16 protein-coding genes are annotated in these 16,892 nt (G+C 66.5%); 8 read left to right on the top strand and 8 right to left on the bottom strand.

Going from position 1 to position 16,892, the window contains the following annotated elements; translation table 11 throughout:
• Positions 1 to 8 precede the first annotated feature (8 nt).
• From K8U54_RS15320 to mrcB, 3 genes are read right to left on the bottom strand one after another with little or no spacing between them, the layout of a single operon-like run.
• Entirely contained in the window at positions 9 to 341 is a 333-nt protein-coding gene (locus K8U54_RS15320) for a YqcC family protein (protein ID WP_249906626.1), read from the bottom strand.
• Complete coding sequence (locus K8U54_RS15315) at positions 338 to 1,081, bottom strand: tetratricopeptide repeat protein (RefSeq protein WP_249906625.1); 744 nt, start codon at positions 1,079 to 1,081, stop codon at positions 338 to 340. The genes K8U54_RS15320 and K8U54_RS15315 overlap by 4 nt, the downstream gene beginning before the upstream one ends.
• A 12-nt stretch (positions 1,082 to 1,093) precedes the next feature.
• The gene (gene mrcB, locus K8U54_RS15310; RefSeq protein ID WP_249906624.1) at positions 1,094 to 3,412 is read right to left on the bottom strand and encodes a penicillin-binding protein 1B; all 2,319 of its coding nucleotides are present in this window, start codon (positions 3,410 to 3,412) and stop codon (positions 1,094 to 1,096) included.
• A gap of 117 nt (positions 3,413 to 3,529) precedes the next feature.
• On the opposite strand from mrcB, the gene K8U54_RS15305 reads away from it, so the two are divergent.
• From K8U54_RS15305 to K8U54_RS15290, 4 genes are all read left to right on the top strand, one after another.
• Entirely contained in the window at positions 3,530 to 5,083 is a 1,554-nt protein-coding gene (locus K8U54_RS15305) for an AAA family ATPase (protein ID WP_249906623.1), read from the top strand.
• Between the two features lie 67 nt (positions 5,084 to 5,150).
• Complete coding sequence (locus K8U54_RS15300; protein WP_249906622.1) at positions 5,151 to 5,507, top strand: pentapeptide repeat-containing protein; 357 nt, start codon at positions 5,151 to 5,153, stop codon at positions 5,505 to 5,507.
• Positions 5,508 to 5,609: 102 nt separating this feature from the next.
• Complete coding sequence (locus K8U54_RS15295) at positions 5,610 to 5,876, top strand: TfoX/Sxy family protein (protein ID WP_249906621.1); 267 nt, start codon at positions 5,610 to 5,612, stop codon at positions 5,874 to 5,876.
• 178 nt (positions 5,877 to 6,054) lie between these two features.
• Entirely contained in the window at positions 6,055 to 6,846 is a 792-nt protein-coding gene (locus tag K8U54_RS15290; RefSeq protein WP_249906620.1) for a Crp/Fnr family transcriptional regulator, read from the top strand.
• Between the two features lie 538 nt (positions 6,847 to 7,384).
• On the opposite strand, the gene K8U54_RS15285 is transcribed toward K8U54_RS15290, so the two are convergent.
• Positions 7,385 to 8,575, bottom strand: coding sequence for a multidrug effflux MFS transporter (locus K8U54_RS15285; protein ID WP_249906619.1), 1,191 nt, complete (start codon positions 8,573 to 8,575; stop codon positions 7,385 to 7,387).
• Positions 8,576 to 8,734: 159 nt separating this feature from the next.
• Here K8U54_RS15285 and K8U54_RS15280 point away from each other — a divergent pair, with 159 nt between their 5' ends.
• Positions 8,735 to 9,355, top strand: coding sequence for a TetR family transcriptional regulator (locus K8U54_RS15280; protein ID WP_249906618.1), 621 nt, complete (start codon positions 8,735 to 8,737; stop codon positions 9,353 to 9,355).
• Here the strand turns inward: K8U54_RS15280 and K8U54_RS15275 are convergent.
• Positions 9,339 to 9,557 carry a heavy-metal-associated domain-containing protein gene (locus K8U54_RS15275; protein ID WP_249906617.1) on the bottom strand — a complete coding sequence of 73 codons (219 nt, stop codon included), beginning with the start codon at positions 9,555 to 9,557 and terminating at the stop codon, positions 9,339 to 9,341. The genes K8U54_RS15280 and K8U54_RS15275 overlap by 17 nt on opposite strands.
• A 143-nt stretch (positions 9,558 to 9,700) precedes the next feature.
• On the opposite strand from K8U54_RS15275, the gene K8U54_RS15270 reads away from it, so the two are divergent.
• The 3 genes from K8U54_RS15270 (at position 9,701) to cueR (ending at position 12,982) form a co-directional block, all read left to right on the top strand.
• On the top strand, positions 9,701 to 10,084 hold the full coding sequence (locus K8U54_RS15270; protein WP_249910453.1) for a hypothetical protein: 384 nt from the start codon (positions 9,701 to 9,703) through the stop codon (positions 10,082 to 10,084).
• Positions 10,085 to 10,170: 86 nt separating this feature from the next.
• Positions 10,171 to 12,546, top strand: a complete 2,376-nt coding sequence (locus K8U54_RS15265) for a heavy metal translocating P-type ATPase (RefSeq protein ID WP_249906616.1) — start codon at positions 10,171 to 10,173, stop codon at positions 12,544 to 12,546.
• Between the two features lie 4 nt (positions 12,547 to 12,550).
• A complete protein-coding gene (cueR, locus tag K8U54_RS15260) occupies positions 12,551 to 12,982 on the top strand; it encodes a Cu(I)-responsive transcriptional regulator (protein WP_249906615.1) in 432 nt (143 codons plus the stop codon).
• On the opposite strand, the gene K8U54_RS15255 is transcribed toward cueR, so the two are convergent.
• The 3 genes from K8U54_RS15255 to K8U54_RS15245 are packed head-to-tail and all read right to left on the bottom strand — an operon-like array spanning position 12,949 to position 16,872.
• Positions 12,949 to 13,554 carry an HAD family hydrolase gene (locus tag K8U54_RS15255; RefSeq protein WP_249906614.1) on the bottom strand — a complete coding sequence of 202 codons (606 nt, stop codon included), beginning with the start codon at positions 13,552 to 13,554 and terminating at the stop codon, positions 12,949 to 12,951. The genes cueR and K8U54_RS15255 overlap by 34 nt on opposite strands.
• 43 nt (positions 13,555 to 13,597) lie before the next feature.
• Positions 13,598 to 14,575, bottom strand: a complete 978-nt coding sequence (locus K8U54_RS15250; protein ID WP_249906613.1) for a Csu type fimbrial protein — start codon at positions 14,573 to 14,575, stop codon at positions 13,598 to 13,600.
• The gene (locus K8U54_RS15245; RefSeq protein ID WP_249906612.1) at positions 14,566 to 16,872 is read right to left on the bottom strand and encodes a fimbria/pilus outer membrane usher protein; all 2,307 of its coding nucleotides are present in this window, start codon (positions 16,870 to 16,872) and stop codon (positions 14,566 to 14,568) included. Before K8U54_RS15245 ends, K8U54_RS15250 begins: the two co-directional genes overlap by 10 nt.
• Positions 16,873 to 16,892 lie beyond the last annotated feature (20 nt).

Here is a 16,892-nt window from a genome sequence, read left to right as displayed (position 1 = left end):
CGCGGGCTCTAGCGGCCCGCGGTGATCAGCCGGTCGAAATCGCCCAGCGCCTTGAGCAGCCCAGCGGCTTCATGACTGTCAGCGCCATAGACCTGCTCGGCCATGGGCAGGATGCCGGATACCGCCGGCAGCTCGGCGCCCGCCTCGATGATGGCCTTCATGCGCGGCAGGAAAATCCACTGCAGCCACTGGGAAAAATCCAGGGTATCCACACAGAACGGCTGCTCGCTGGACAGCGCCTCCAGGCTCGGCGCCGAAGCTTCCCACAGCCCCTGCACCCGCAATGCCCGCTCGACCAGCAGCAGCTGGTCGGCGATCAGGGCCACCGAGGTGGCACTCACAGGTTGACCCGAGCCCGCTCGCGGGCCTGGGCTGCGCCGGCGGCGTCGCCCTGCTGCTGACGGGACTTGGCGATCAGATCCCACAGGCTGGCCTGCAGGGCCGGCCGACCATTGGCGTAGCTCAGGCCACGGCGCGCGAACTGCTCGGCCTGGGCGGCATCGCCCTGGGCCAGGCGCACTTCAGCCAGGCGGTAGAGCACCTGCGGTTCACGGGGGGCGATACGCTGGGCCCGCTCCAGGCTGGAAGCGGCGCCATTGAGATCACCACCGGTCTGTTGCTGCTGGGCACTGGTCAGCAGCGCCAGTACCGGGCCATCGAGTTGCTCGTCGGCCGCCAGGCCACCGCCGGCGTTGCCACTCGGGATGCCGCTGGGCGTCGAGGGTTGCGACGGTGCCGAATTGCCGTAGCTCGGCGAACCCAGCGGCTCGCTGCTCAACGGCGGTTCGTCGAAGGTCAGGCCACCGCTGTTGGCAGGTGCACCTGCCGGCGCCGCGTAGGTGTCGATCGGTGCGGACGGCGCACCGCCACCCGGCACCATCACCACCACGCCGGAATCCTCGGGCATGGCCTGCGGCTGCTGCGCTTGCGCAGGGGCATTGTTGTAACCACCGCCAGGACGGTCGTCCTGCTCGTAGGCCGAACTACCGGAATCCACAACCGGGATGGAACCACGCGGAACGCTGGCACAACCACCCAGAACCACCGAGGCGGTCAAAACGGGAATCAACCACTTGCTCACGGCAAACCTCTCTTATTCCAACCAGCCTTTCACCCAGTCCATCACCGAGTCGACGGGGGCCTGAATACCACAACCTGCGCCCGGAGCCGGCTCGCTGCCGCGAATATACGGCATCTGCACGGCACCCGGGCAATTCTGCGCCGAGCCTTGCCCGGTCGCTGCATCTACCCAGGCCATCACCACGTTATCGGGCATCGGCATGTCCAGGGGCAGCGGGTCGGCGCGGCGCATGAAGCCCGTCCAGGCCTGCAACGCACCGGTCGCGCCGGTGAACGGCGTCGGCCCGTTATCGTCACGGCCCATCCACACCACGGTCAGTAGATCCTGACTGAACCCGGCGAACCAGCTGTCACGGGAATCGTTACTGGTGCCGGTCTTGCCTGCCAGGGTCAGCGAACCGGGCAGCTGGTTGTAGACCGAACGGCCGGTGCCTTCACGCATGGTGCGCTGCATGGCGTTCTGCAGCAGGTAGATGGCGCCCGCGTCGAAACGCTGCTGAATCTGATACGGATAACGCTTGAGCGGCTCGCCCTCGGCGGTCAGCACGCTGCGGATACCCCGCAGCGGGGTGTTGAAGCCGCCGCTGGCGATGGTCTGGTACATGCCGGTGACCTCCATCGGGGTCAGTGCGCCGGCGCCCAGCAACATCGACGGATAGGCCGGCCACTGGCGCGACACGCCCAGGCGCTCCAGGGTTTTGAGCACATTCGGCACGCCCAGTTCCAGGCCCAGCTTGGCGGTGGACAGGTTGTAGGAATGCGCCAGCCCCTGGTACAGGTAAATACTGCCATGGGCCTTGCGGTCGTAGTTCTGCGGCTTCCACACCTGGCCGTCCTGGCCCTTCACCGAGAAGGGCTCGTCCTGGACCCGGGTGGTCAGGGTGTACTGACTGGGACGCTCGAGCGCGGTGAGGTAGATGGCCGGTTTGATCAGCGAGCCGATCGGGCGCACGGCGTCCAGCGCACGGTTGAAGCCGGCGAAGCGTGGCTGACGGCTGCCGATCAGGGCCTGGATCTCGCCGGTTTCCGGGTTGGTCACCACCATGCCGGCCTCGACCTCGTCGGCGCCCTTGCGGCCAGCCTGGCGCTTGAAGGTTTCCGCCAGCGCCTCTTCGGCCTTGAGCTGCAGGATCGGGTCGAAGCTGGTGAAGATGCGCAGGCCTTCTTCGGTCAAGTCCTCGTCGCGGTAGTCCTGGCGCAACTGGCGCTTGACCAGATCCAGGAAGGCCGGGAACGAGCCATTGGCCATGCTGCCGCGCTGGGTCACGCCCAGCGGGCGGGCCTTGGCGGCGGCGGCCTCCTCAGGCGACACCACGCCCTGCTCGGCCAGCAGGTCGAGAATCATGTTGCGGCGATTCAGTGCCCGCTCCGGATTGCGGCGCGGGTTGTAGTAGGTCGGGCCCTTGACCATGCCGACCAGCAGGGCCACCTGATCGAGCTTGAGCTCGGACAATGGCTGGCTGAAGAAGTACTGGCTGGCCAGACCGAAGCCATGCACCGCGCGCTGGCCGTCCTGACCGAGGAACACCTCGTTGAGGTAGGCCTCGAGGATTTCACGCTTGTCGTAATGCAGCTCCAGCAGCACCGCCATCATCGCTTCGGTGATCTTGCGGGTCAGGCTGCGCTCGTTGGTCAGGTAGAAGTTCTTCACCAACTGCTGGGTCAGGGTACTGCCGCCCTGGCGCAACTGGCCGGCCGAGGCGTTGATCCAGATGGCGCGGGCGATGCCCTTGGGCGAGACGCCGAAGTGGTCGAAGAAATCGCGATCCTCGACCGCTACCAGGGTTTCCACCAGGTAGGCCGGCACCTGATCGAGCTTGATCAGCACGCGGTCTTCCTGGTGCGCGGGGTACAACCCGCCGATCAGCATCGGCTCGAGCCGCGCCACGGCCAGGTCCTTGCCATCGGCCTTGGTCAGCGAGGCGACATAGTCCCCGGAGAAGCGCACGTTGACCTGCTGAGCCTGCTCGGCGCTTTCATAGAACTGGAAGCCACGCGAATGCAGGGACACGTTGTTGCCGGAAACCGATACGGCGCCGGGGCCGTTGGCCACGCTCTCGCGACGATAGCCGAGGGCGTCCATTTCCTTGAGCAGGTCGTCCTTGGCCAGCTTCTGGCCGACGAACAGCTCCAGCGGCCTGGCGTACACCTTGGCCGGAACGGTCCAGCGCTTGCCGGAGAATTTCTCCTGGACGATGGCATCGAGGTAAACCGCAAAACCGGCGAACAGCACCAGGCCTACCAAGCCAAGCTTTACAGCCCAGCCCAGCAAGGGGCGCATGCCACGGGGGCGGCGTTTGGAACGGGAGCGGGAAGATCGGGTACGAGTCATGGCGCGGCATTATACGCACTTTGCGAAGCGCCGGCAGCGACCACCAGCGGTTTGCAGTGCGCCGGCGAGGGGCCATAATGCGCGCCTGTTCCCACTTCTGAATGCCAAGGATCGTCCGTGAGCCAAGCCCTGATTACCGCCTTGCAGAACCCGGCCCTTTATCCGCACCCGGTAGACGGTTTCAGGGTCATCGAGACCCATATTTCCTGGGTCGTGCTGACCGGTCCCTATGCGTACAAAATCAAGAAACCGGTGGACTTCGGCTTTCTCGACTTCACCTCGCTGGCCGCGCGCAAGCATTTCTGCGAGGAGGAACTGCGCCTCAACCAGCGCCTGACCGAGGATTTGTATCTGGAGGTGTTGCCGATCGGCGGCAGCCCCGAGGCGCCGCAGATCGGCAGCGACGCCGCGGTGTTCGAATACGCCCTGAAGATGCGCCAGTTCCCGCAGGAGCAGTTGCTGGCCCAGGTGCAGGCCCGCGGCGAACTCAATGAAGGGCATATCGACGCCCTGGCCAAGCAGATCGCCGACTTCCACCGCGACACCCCCGTGGTCGCGGCCGACCATGCGCTGTGCAACGCCACCGCCATCGTCGCCCCGCTGCGGCAGAACTTCGAGCAGATCCGCCCGATGCTCAGCGACAAGGCCGACCTGCAGCAGCTCGATGCCTTGCAAGCCTGGACCGAAACCAGCCTGGAGCGCCTGTGGCCCGATCTGGAAGCACGGGCCCGTGATGGGTTCATCCGCGAGTGCCATGGCGACATTCACCTGGGCAACGCGACCTTGCTGGACGGTCGCGCCACGCTGTTCGACTGCATCGAATTCAACGAGCCCTTCCGCTTCACCGATATCGCCCTGGATACCGCCTTTCTGGTCATGGACCTGGAAGACCGCGGTCTCAAGTGCCTGGCGCGCCGCCTACTCAACAGCTGGCTGGAACACACCGGCGACTACGGCTCGCTCAAGCTGTTCAACCTCTACAAGACGCACCGCGCCCTGGTTCGCGCCAAGGTCGCGCTGTTCCGCCTCGGCCAGGAGCAGGATGCCGTGCAGCGCGCGGTGATCCTGCGTCAGTACCGCGCCTACGCCAGCCTGGCCGAAAGCTACAGCGCCATCCCCTCCCCCCTGCTGGCGATCACCCGCGGCGTATCGGCGGTTGGCAAGAGCCAGGTCGCGCTGCGCCTGGTGGAGGCCCTCGGAGCGATTCGCATCCGTTCCGACGTCGAGCGCAAACGCCTGCTGGGCGAGCAGACCGCCAGCGAACTGAATGCCGGCATCTACAGCCAGGATGCCAGCGATACCGTTTACCAGCGCTTGAACGCCCTGGCCGATCTGGCCCTGCACGCCGGCTATCCGGTGGTGCTCGACGCCACCTTCCTCAAACGCCCGCAGCGCCAGGCGGCGCAACGCATCGCCGACGAAACCGGCGTGCCCTTCCTGATCATCGACTGCCACGCGCCGGACTCGGTCCTTGCCAGCTGGCTGCAACAGCGCCGGCAGGAAGGCAGCGACCCGTCCGATGCGACCCTGGCGGTCATCGAGGCGCAGCGCGCCGGCCAGGATCCGCTGGAGGAGGCCGAACTGCCCTACTGCAAGCGCGTGGACACCCCGGACGCCGCCAGCCTGGCCGAACTGGTCAGCGCGGTGCGCCAGCGCTTCCCCAGCCTCTGACGGCCGGCCAGCGGCGTGACAAAGCTCTTCTATACTGGCAGTAAGCCTCCCCCGGACGACTGCCACCATGAGCCAACCGCGCCAGCTGGACACCCCGCTCTACCGACTGCTGCACAATGACGACGTCGCTGCCTTCAACCAGCAGCGGCCCCAGGGCGAACCCATCGACCTGCGCGGCGGCGACTTCCGCGGCCTCGACCTGCGCAGCCTGGATGCCGAGGGCATCGACTTCACCGACGCCTATTTTCGCGGCGCCGACCTGCGCGGCGTGGACTTTCGCAGCGCCCAGCTCGAGGGCGCGAGCATCGCCCATGCGCAGATATCGGGCGCCTATTTCCCGGTCGAGCTCAGCGCGGACGAAATCCTCATGTCGATGAACTTCGGCACCCGCCTGCGCTATCGCACCCACCCCAGTCACCTGTAGCAGCCTGTAACGCGACGCCCCGGCGGCACCGCCAGTCAGCACTACACTGTTCTGACCATGGCCAAGGGGAGCGCTGCCCAGATGGCGGCAGGAGGAGATGGCGTGAACGACGAACTGCAGACCCTCAAGAACCTTGGCAAGACCTCGTCACAGTGGCTGCATGCGGTGGGCATCCACAGTGCCAGCGATTTGCGCAGGCACGGTGCCGTCGAGGCCTATCGGGCGGTACGGGCCCGCGGCTTCAGGGCCTCCAAGGTACTGCTCTATTCCATCGAAGGGGCGCTGCTCGACGTGCACTGGAGCGAGCTCTCCCAGACGCGCAAGGAGAGCCTGAACCTGCAGCTGGAAGCCGCCGCCAACGATGGCTGAGCCCGGCTGCGAGCAGCCGCTTGATCGCCGCCTCGACGGCGGTGCCATGGGCCGCACGAGCCCTGGAACAGGCGCTGGTTCACAAGCCCCGACGAGACCGATTTACCTGGAGCGCGGCGAGTATTATCGTTTCAGGGATTTTCGTGCGCACCCAGCATGAGCAGCCCAAGGAACCACCATGTATCTACTCGGGGAACAACCGGCCTACGCCGACCAACTGATCAGCCGCTTGCAGAGCATCCCCGGGAAACTACTCGACGGGCTCGGCCCCTGCGGTGAGCCGCTGCAGATCGAGCGCAGCGAAAACCTGGCGGGCGACCTGCCCAGCAACCAGCTGTTCATCATCGACAACGGCCTGCTGCACGCACTGGTCGACGAACGCCCGCTGTTCTACCTGCAGGAAGGCGATCTGGTCGGGCTGCGGCAGGGCATCGACCTGCCGAGCTGCCGCTACACCAGCGACGAGCCGCTGACCCTGATCCCCTATTCGCGCAGCGACGTGTTCAAGCACATCTACGCCAGCGAGCCGCGCCAGGAACTGTTCATTCAGTACCTGGTGGGGCACACCGCACTGCTGTCCGATGCCCTGGCGCGAATCAAGCAGCCCGAGATCCGCCCTTCCACCGGTTTCAAGCATTTCGCCAAGGGCGATGCGCTGATCAACCAGGGCGACGAGGCCGACCACGTGTTCATCATCATCGACGGCCACGCCGAGGCGTTCGTCGATGGCGTGAAGGTCGGCGACGTGCAGAAGGACGAAATCTTCGGCGCCATGGCCGTGTTCACCCATGAGAAACGCAGCGCCACGGTGCTGGCCAGCCAGGCCTGTACGGTCATGGTGATTCCCAAGGACCAGTTCCTCAGCCTGATGGAAAGCAACCCGCGCATTGCCCACAGCCTGGTGGAGAGCATGGCCAGGCGCATCGACCTGCTCAACAAGGAAATCACCGGCCTGCGCCAGCCGGGTTGACGCGTGTGGCGTCAACCGAGAACCCGGCCCTGTGCCGGGTTCTGCGTTTCAGCAGCCCGCAAATGGCTATGGCGACGATCGGCAGAAATAATTTCCAACGGACGGTTGACTATGTAATGAGAATTGCTATTATTTGCATCAGCTGATCGCGAGATCGGTCGATAAGCTCAAGAGCCCTAGGTCGGACTCTTCAGGTTATCTCCTCATCAGGCTAATCACGGTTATTGACCCGGCACTTTGCCGGGTCTTTTTTTGCCCGCTGAAAAGTACTGGGGGCTTCGATCGCGTATTGAGCGGCGTCATGGCAGTTACACGGGTGATGGCTAGGCTGTCTCCACGCTCCACGCGCGGACAGGTCGATGGACATCCACATCCGGGCGTCGCAAGGCCTAGCGGCACCTGTTGACAGGTGTGCCTGGGCAAGCACCCGGTCAGCTTTCGCAGCGAAGGAGAAGCACGTCGGTTCGTGGCGACGCTCGAGGCCGGGATGCAAGCCCCGCACCCGCTGCCCACCGGGCAGCGTCTGGCCAGCTGAGCCTCAGCCGCTCGGGTGGCCGGCGCGCCGCTCCGCCCAGCGCGTGAAGCGCGAGGCCCCCGCTGCCAGGACGCCGCAACTGAAGATGACCAGCGCCATGGGCACGGCGCTGCCATCATGCAGCACCCCCACCATGGAGGCGGCGCTCGCCGCGATGGTGAACTGCAGGCTGCCCATCAGCGCCGATGCGCTGCCGGCGTGGCGACCCTGGCCGGCCATTGCGCACGCAGAGGTGTTGGGCAGCAGAATGCCCAACGAGGCGATGCAGCCGAACAACGGCAGCATCAGCGGCCACAGGGCCTGTGGGCCTAGCCAAGCCAACACCAGCAGCCCGGTTCCACAGGCCAGGTAGAACCAGACGATACGCCTGGCCCAGTAGGCGGGTCCGTGGCGCGACACCAGCCAGGCATTGACCTGGGCGGCCAGAATGAAGCCGGCGGCATTGGTGCCGAACAGCCAGCCATAGTGCTCGGCCGGTACACCGTAGAGTTCGATGAACACGAAGGGCGAGCCGGCGATGTAGGCGAACATGCCGGCAATCGCCAGGCCGCCGGTCAGGGCATGGCCGATGAAAGGCAGGTCGCTGAACAGGCGCCGGTACTCCCTTAGGGCGCCGCTCAAGGGCGGCGGCTGAATGGCCGGATTCAGGGTTTCCGGCAGCCACCGGGCGAGAGCGAACAGGCAGGCGGCGCTGAACAGCGTCAGGCAGACGAAGATCGACGGCCAGCCGAACAGGTTCAGCAGCAAGCCACCGCCTACGGGTGCGAGAATCGGCGCCAGGCCCATCACCAGCATCAGTTGCGAGAACACCTTGGCAGAACTGATCGGGTCGCACAGGTCGCGCACCACGGCGCGGGAAATCACCATGCCGGCGCAGCCCCCCAGGGCCTGGACGAAACGGGCAGCGATCAGCCATTCCAGGCTTGGCGCCACGGCGCAGGCCAGGGACGCCAGGGTAAACAGCGAGACCCCGACCAGCAGCGGCATGCGCCGGCCGAAGCGGTCGGCCAGGGGCCCGTAGACCAATTGCCCGATGGCCAAGCCGGCGAAATAGGAAGCCAGCGAAAGCTGTACATGTTCGGTATCGGTAGCGAACGCCAGCGCCAGCGCGGGAAAGCTGGGCAGGTAGAAATCGATGGCCAGCGGGCCGAAGGCGCTGAGGGCGCCGAGGATCAGTAGCAGGCGAAGCGGCATTGGCAGAGTACTCGACAGGTGTCCCCTCGGGCAGGAGCGAGGGTAAGGCCTTGAAAGAAGTGGACGCCGACAATTACATACAAGTTCGTCTGTAAAACAAACATCCGCTAGGAAAAATAATTACACTCGCAGCTTCCTGAACCGATCGATCCATGTCGTATGCGCCGAACCAAAGAACAAGCGGAACAGACCCGCACCTCCATCCTGGCATCTGCCGAAATTCTGTTTCTGGAGAAAGGGGTAGCCCATACCAGCCTGGAACATATCGCCAAGCACGCCGGCGTGACCCGCGGCGCGGTGTACTGGCACTTCCAGAACAAGGCCCATCTGTTCCATGACATGCTCAGCCAGGTCCGCCTGCCACCCGAGCAACTGGCCAGCCGGCTGCTCGAAGACGCCCAGGGAAACGGCCTGCAATCACTGCACACGCTGTGCGTGGAGGGCATCGCCGGGATCGCCGAGGACGAGCAGAAGCGGCGGATCTTCACCATCCTGTTGCACCGCTGCGAATTCACCGAGGAACTGCGCGAGGCCGAAGAACGCCACGAGGCGTTCATCAACCAGTTCATCGCCCTGTGCGAGACGATATTCGCTCAGCCCGCCACCCACAACCGCCTGCGACCAGGCATGACCCCGCGCCTTGCCGCCCGTACCCTGCACGCGCTGATCGTCGGCATGCTCAGCGACTGGCTGCGCGACAACAGCCTGTTCGACCCCAAGCACGACGGGCCGGTGATGATCGACGGGCTGTTTCGCGGCCTGATCAGTGACTGGTCTTAGCCGCCGGCACGGCCTCGGCCTTGTAACCCTCGTTGATGATCGCTTCGAGCACCTGATCCACCGGGTGGGTGGTCTGCACCCTCACCTCACCGGCCGCTAGATCGACCTGCACCTGCGCCGCGGCATCGATCGCCTGTACGGCGCCGGTGATCGCCCGTTCGCAATGTGCACACGTCATGCCGTCCACCTTGAATACCTGCATCGTCATCTCCTCTGCCCATGGGCATCGATTGGGGTGTGGGTGAGTATCGAGCTTGCCAGCGGGGCAAGGTCAACAGAGTGCTTGTTGAACCCGCCAACCTCAGCCAAGCTCAGATCACTCAACCTTCCTATGGTCTGACCATGATGCGCCTGCTGTTCTCACTGTTTCTCGCCCTACCCCTGCCGGCGCTTGCCCAGGTGCTGCCGTCGCACACCACCATGGGCGATGGCTATGCCGTGCTGATCATTTCCCGTGAACGCCTGGAGGTGGCCTCGCCGTGCGAGTTCGGCGTGTACCTGCAGGACCAGCTCGCCGCCCGCCTGTTCCAGGGGCAGTCGGTATCGTTCAACCTGCCGCCCGGCGAGGTATCGGTTCGCCTGGGCATGATCGGCACCGAAAGCTGCCAGGCCGGTATCACGCCACTCGACAGCCAGCGCTTGAGCCTGACTGCCGGCGAGATCCGCCGCTACCGCATCGGCCTGAGCCCTTCCGGGCCCTACCTGACTCCTGCGCCCTCCAGCCAGTGATCCCGATCGAACGACCCGGGGCTTGACCTTGCCCATGTGGCAAGGTTGATCCTGAGGGCATCTGACTGGAATCACGGAGGCAAAGCATGCCTACTTTCGATCTGCCGATCAGCGGCATGACCTGCGCCAGCTGCGCCGGCCGGGTCGAGCGCGCCCTGCGCAGCGTGGCGCAGGTCAGCGACGCCCACGTCAACCTGGCCAGCGAGCGGGCCCGGGTGCAGGCGCCTGCCGAGCAACTGCCGGCGCTGGTGGCCGCCGTGGAGAAGGCCGGCTATGAAGTGCCGGGGCAGACCCTGGACCTGGCCATCGCCGGCATGACCTGCGCCAGTTGCGTGGGCCGCGTCGAGCGTGCCCTGGGCAGACAGCCCGGGGTGCTCTCGGTCAGCGTCAACCTGGCGACGGAACGCGCCCGGCTGCAGGTGCTGCCCGGTACCGATACCCAGGCCCTGCTGGAGGCGGTCGAGGCGGCGGGCTACCTGGCCAGCCCCGTGGCAGTCACTGCCGTGAAGGACGAGCGCCCGCTGCACGCCGAGCGCTGGCGCCTGGCGCTGGCCTTGCTGCTGGCAGCCCCGCTGGTGCTGCCGATGCTGCTGGCCCCCTTTGGCGTGCACCTGATGCTGCCAGCCTGGGCGCAGTTCCTGCTGGCCACCCCGGTGCAGTTCGCGCTCGGTGCGCGCTTCTACCGCGCGGCCTGGCGCGCGCTGCGCAGCGGCGCCGGCAATATGGACCAGCTGGTCGCCCTGGGTACCAGCGCCGGGTATGGCCTGAGCCTCTACCAATGGGCGATCACCCCGGCCGGGCACACGCCGCACCTGTACTTCGAGGCGTCGGCGGTGATCATCGCCCTGATCCTGCTCGGCAAGTACCTGGAGAGCCGCGCCAAGCGCCAGACCACCGGCGCGATTCGCGCCTTGCAGGCGCTGCGCCCCGAGCAAGCCACGCGCTTGCACGAGGGCGTCGAACGGCAGGTGGCGATCAGCGCGCTGAGCATCGGTGACAAGATCGTGGTCAGGCCCGGCGAGCGCTTCGCGGTCGATGGCAAGGTGCTGGAAGGCAACAGTCACGCCGACGAGGCGCTGATCAGCGGCGAGAGCCTGCCCCAGGCCAAGGCACCGGGTGACCGGGTGACGGCCGGGGCGATCAACGGCGAAGGCCGCCTGCTGATCGAGACCACGGCCCTGGGTGCGGAAACCGTACTGTCGCGCATCATCCGCCTGGTCGAGGACGCCCAGGCAGCCAAGGCGCCGATCCAGAAGCTGGTGGATCGGGTCAGCCAGGTGTTCGTGCCGGTGGTGCTGCTGGTCGCCCTGCTGACCCTGATCACCTGGCTGGCCCTGGGTGCCGGTATCGAGCAGGCACTGCTCAATGCCGTGGCCGTACTGGTGATCGCCTGCCCCTGTGCCCTGGGTCTGGCCACGCCCACGGCGATCATGGCCGGTACCGGCGTGGCCGCCCGGCACGGCATCCTGATCAAGGATGCCGAAGCCCTGGAAGTCGCCCATGACGTGCGCATGGTGGCCTTCGACAAGACCGGCACCCTGACCTCCGGCACACCGCGCATCGCCCAGCTGCATAGCGTCGAAATCGATGATCGCGAAGCGCTGCGTCTGGCCGGTACGCTGCAGCAAGGCAGCGAGCACCCCCTGGCCAGGGCGGTGCTGCTGGGCTGCCAGGAGGCCGGGCTGGCGCTGGCCTCGCTCGGCGCCAGTCAGGCCCTGGCCGGCCGCGGCATCGCCGGGCAGGTGGAGGGGCGCGCGCTGCAGCTCGGCAATCGTCGTCTGCTGGAGGCGAGCGGCGCCGCCGAACCCGCCGAGCTGGCCGCTGCGGCCCGCGACCGGGAGGCCGAGGGCCGTACCCTGTCCTGGTTGATCGAACAGGGCGAAACGCCGCGGGTGCTGGCGTTGTTCGCCTTCGGCGACACCCTGAAGGACGGCGCCCGTGAAGCGATCGCGGCCCTCGAAGCGCGGCAGATCGACAGCCATCTCATCAGTGGCGACAACCAGGGCAGCGCGCAGGCGGTCGCCCGCCAACTGGGCATCCACTCGGTAAATGCCCAGGTGTTGCCGGCGGACAAGGCGCGTATCGTCAGCGAACTGAAAGGACAGGGCGTGGTGGCCATGGTCGGTGACGGCATCAACGATGCTCCCGCCCTGGCCGCAGCGGATGTCGGCATCGCCATGGGCGGCGGCACCGACGTGGCCATGCAGGCGGCCGGTATCACCCTGATGCGCGGCGACCCGCGGCTGGTGCCCGCGGCCCTGGATATCGCCCGGCGTACCTACGCGAAGATCCGCCAGAACCTGTTCTGGGCGTTCATCTACAACCTGGTGGGCATTCCCCTGGCAGCGTTCGGGCTGCTCGACCCGATCTTCGCCGGCGCCGCCATGGCGCTGTCGAGCGTCAGCGTGGTGAGCAATGCCCTGTTGCTGAAAACCTGGCGCCCCCGCCATCTCGAGGAATAACGCGATGAATATCGGTCAGGCCGCCAAGCACACCGGGCTCAGCGCCAAGATGATCCGCTACTACGAGGCCATCGGCCTGCTGCCCAGCGCCGGGCGCAGCGAAAGCGGCTATCGCCAGTACGGCGAGGACGATCTGCAGCGCCTGCGCTTCATCCGCCGCGCCCGCGACCTGGGCTTTTCGCTCGCCGAGTCGGGCCGGCTGCTGGCCCTGTGGCACGACCGCGAGCGCGCCAGCGCCGATGTGAAGGCCCTGGCGGTGGAGCATATCGAGGCGCTCAACGGCAAGATCGCCGAGCTCGAAGCCCTGCGCGATACCCTGCAGACCCTGGTCGACCACTGCCAGGGCGACCACCGCCCCGACTGCCCGATCCTTGAAGATCTGCAGGCTGGCAGCAATTGCTGTCAGCCCGCCGCGGCCCCCAGAGCCAGCCGCTGAAGGGCCGCGCAATCGGCGACGAAATGATCGCTCAGCTCCGGCCAGGGATTGCTCGGCAGGTTGACCAGCACCGTGGCGGTACCGGCCGCACGGCCACAGGCCAGGTCGTGGCGGTGGTCACCGACCATCACCATGTCCCGGGTTGCGACCTGCCAGCGATCGGCCAGGTGCAGCAGGCCACCGGGGTCGGGTTTGGGCGGTGCCTCGTCGCGGCCGAGGATGTCGTCCGGCACGAAGCAATCGTCGAGGCCGATGGCCTGCAGGGTCAGCAGCGCCAGCTCCCGGGCATTGCGGGTGAGGATGCCCAGGCGCAGGCCGCGGGCATGCAGGCCACGCACCAGGGCCACGGCACCAGCGGCCGGGCGTGAGGCGATGGCCAGCTCACGCTCATGCTCCAGCAACCAGGCGTGCTTGGCCTTCGATACCTCGGGCGGCAGGGCGGCCAGGTGATGGAGGATGTCGTCTTCGGGTGGAATGTCCAGCGCCACACGGATGGCGGCGAAATCGTGCACGGCAATGGTCAGGGTGCCGTCCATGTCGAAAACCCAATGGGTGTAGCGCTGCAGGCTCATCGCCCCTCCGGCAAGCATGGAATCGAGGCCGCAGCATACCTGCTCAATACTGGATGATCACCGTCACGTTGTCCGTGTAGGTGCCGGCCGGCACGTTGCCCTGGGCGGGGTTGATGATGCCCTGGAAGGGAATGCTCTGCAGCAGGCCGGTGCCGACCATCGGCAGGGTCTGGCTGCTGGTCCACACCGTGCTGGTGTCAGGGAAGTACAGGTTGTAGCCGAGAAAGCTGCTGCCGCTGACCATCCGCCGCCACGGCGCCTGGTAGTTCTGGCCGTTGTCGAAGCCCACCGTGTAGCCCTCGGTATTGGTGCAGGTGACGCCGACGCTGCGGGTGACCGGCGCGAACTGGCTGACCAGTGCCTGGGTGCCGAAGTCCATCAGCAGTTCGCTGCTGCTGATCACGCAGGCCTTGCTGACCACCAGGTTGACGGTCACCGTGACCGTGCTGCCGGCGCCCCAGGTGCTCGGTTGCGAACAGTTCAGCAGGTTGCAGTTGGGCAACGAGGTGCCGGGGCTGCGACTCCACCCGGTGCAGACGCCGACAGCGCTGACGCCCGTGCAGACGGCGTATTGCCAGGTCAGGCTGAGGGTCGCGGTGTAGGTACCGGCCGGCACGTTAGCCCCCGTGGCGGTGCGAAAATACAGCGGCACGCTGGCGCCACTGCCGCCCAGGGCCAGCAGGGTCGCAGCGTTGAGAATCACCGGCTGGCCTGGCTGCAGGGCATTGGTGTAGCCGGTATTGGTAAACACCTGCAGCGGGATCTGCCGGCCGTCGCGAGCCAGCACCGGCGTGGTATTGAGGGTGACACGGGTGAAATTGTTGGCCAGCAGCGTCAGGCTGCCGGTACAGGAGATACCGCCACTGCCGGCGGCCTGGGGCGCCGTGGTGATTAGGCTCAGGGAGTTGGTGCTACCCAGCGAGACCGTGGAGCCGGGCGCGGTACAGTTCGCCGTGGCCAGCGCTGGCGCCAGCAGCAGCGCCAGCAGTATCAGGGTCGCCCGCGCGTGGTTCAGCGACATGTCAGTGGCCCCACCAAGGCGATCTCCTCGTCAAGATTGTCCAGTTCGAAGCTGGCACGGCACTGCCCGCCATCCGGCAGCGCCACCTGCAAGCCGTTGGTCTTGGCCAGCCCCTCGAAGTACACCAGGCCGTCCCAGCCGACGATGGCCTGCCGCTCGCTGCCTTGCAGGCTGGCCTGGCTGCCCCGTGGCAACACCTCGCCGCGGCTGTCGATCAGCACGATGCTGGCCGCCACCACCTGGCGCAGTTGGAAATCGAGAATCGCCCCGCTGCCCTCGTGCACGGCGATGCTGCGCTCGACCTCGGGCGTACGGATATTGGCCGGCAGGCCCAGTGGATCGATGGCGTACTGGCCCGGGTAGTAAGACGGCACCCAGGGCACCAGCAGATGCCCGCGGGCGTTGGTTTCACCGAGGCGCTGATGCTCGAAGCTCACCGGCACCCCGGCATGGCCGCCGGTGCTGACCAGCACGAAGGCATCGTCGATCCGGTTGCTGGCATACACGCCACCGCCCATGGCCACCACAGAACCGCTGACGTCGCCCCAGTAGGTGCGCTGGCCGGCATCGTCGTAGACGCCAGCCTGGTACTGCGCATGCCGGGCGCGCCAGGTCATGTCCGCCTGGGCGTAAGGGTCGCCGTTGCCGGCGGCATAGGCCAGGTTGTAGCCCACGCCGCCGTCGCTCGGTGCGCTGCGCCCGAAGTTGCTGCGCTGCCGGTAGCCGCCGTTGCGGTCGCGCTCCAGCGCCACGCTCAGGGTCGAGCGCAGGTCGAAAGGAATCATCCACTGCAGCAGGGCGGAGTAGCCGGGCTGGCCGATCTCCCGGTTGAGCGACACGAACAAATTGCTGCTGCCCGGCAGGCTGCGCGACCACGACAGGTTGACCAGCCGACTGCGGGTGCCGTCCTGCATCTCGGTGGCGAAATAGCCGATGCCCAGGTTGCCGATGGGCCGGGGGTTCAGTGACAGGGTGACCTGGTCGGTGGTCTTGGCCAGGGTGCTGATGCCCCGGCTGTTCTGCAGGGCGCTGATCACGCTGAGGTCGGCGTAGGCGTCGTCACGCTGCACCCGCTGCATGGCCAGGCCGAACAGCGACGAGTAATAGCTGTAGCCCAGGCTCAGCTGCTGACCGCGCCGGCCGGCGTGCTGGCTGTAGGACACCGAGCTGCCCAGGGTGCCCCAGGTACCCAGCGCCAAGGTGCCGCCCAGGCCGCCGAGGCGCAGGTCGTCGCCGCTCTCGCCATGGCTCTCCAGGGTGAAGCCATCACTGACGCCGTAGCGAAAGGTGCCGCTGGCCGCCTGTCTGCCGTAGGAAAAACTCTCCAGCCCATAGTCGCGGCGCAGCTTGCCGGCACTCAGCGAATAGTCGTACAGGCCTTTCTGCAGCAGGGTGTTGGTCACGTAGAACGGCACTTCGGTGGCCACCTGGCGGCCCAGGGCGTCGGTGGTCACCACCGTGGCGCTGCCGGCGCCGCTGATGAAGGGCACGCTGCTGATGGTGAACGGCCCCGGGTTGAGCCGCTCGCTGCTGACCCGGCTGTTGTTGATCAACAGGTCCACCGAGGTGGGTACCGCCGCATCGCCGCTGAAGCTGGGCAGCGGATAGGTGATCAGGTCAGGGCGCAGGCCGAAATTGCGCGACACCTGCACGCCACCGATACGCACCGCGCGGTTCCAGGTCAGCGCGCCGGTGACCAGATCACCGGCGGCGTAACTGAGCATGCGCGGCTGATCGTTGTAGCGCCAGAAGGTGTCGTAACGCAGGTAGCCGTCGCCCTGGGCCGGATCGCCCGCGAACGCATGGCGGTACACCCCCGTATTGCTCAGGCGCCCCATGCCGCCGAACAGCCGTTGCTCCAGCCAGCCATTGAGCAGGCGCGAGCCCTGATCGCTGTCGCTGTAATAAACGTCGTAATTGAGCAGCGCCCCGAACGAACTCTGCGCCTCGACGCCGTCGTAAACCTGGGTCCGGCCCAGGGTCTGGGTGGGCAGCCAGTCGCTGGGCAGGGTCAGCTTGAGCTGCTGGAGTTCCTGCTGATACTCGCTCTGCAGGCCATCAATGCCAGCCAGGTCCTGGGGGCCGCTCAGCGTCTCGTCCAGCGCAACCCCGACGGCGCGCAGCTCCTCGCTGTCGATGAAGTAACGGCCGGCCCGGTAGGTCACGGGCACGATGCGCTCGGTCGACATTTCATTGACCACCAACTCCAGGTAGAGAACGTACTCATCCGGCATTTGCGCCCACGCCATCGGCCCCGCCAGCCACAGCAGCAGGCCCAGCCAGCACGGCCGGCCCATCGATCAGCAACCACCGCCGC

Source organism: Pseudomonas fulva, assembly GCF_023517795.1.
GTDB lineage: Bacteria > Pseudomonadota > Gammaproteobacteria > Pseudomonadales > Pseudomonadaceae > Aquipseudomonas > Aquipseudomonas fulva_D.
Note: the sequence above shows the minus strand (reverse complement) of the source record. Positions and strands in the feature narration are given on the sequence as shown.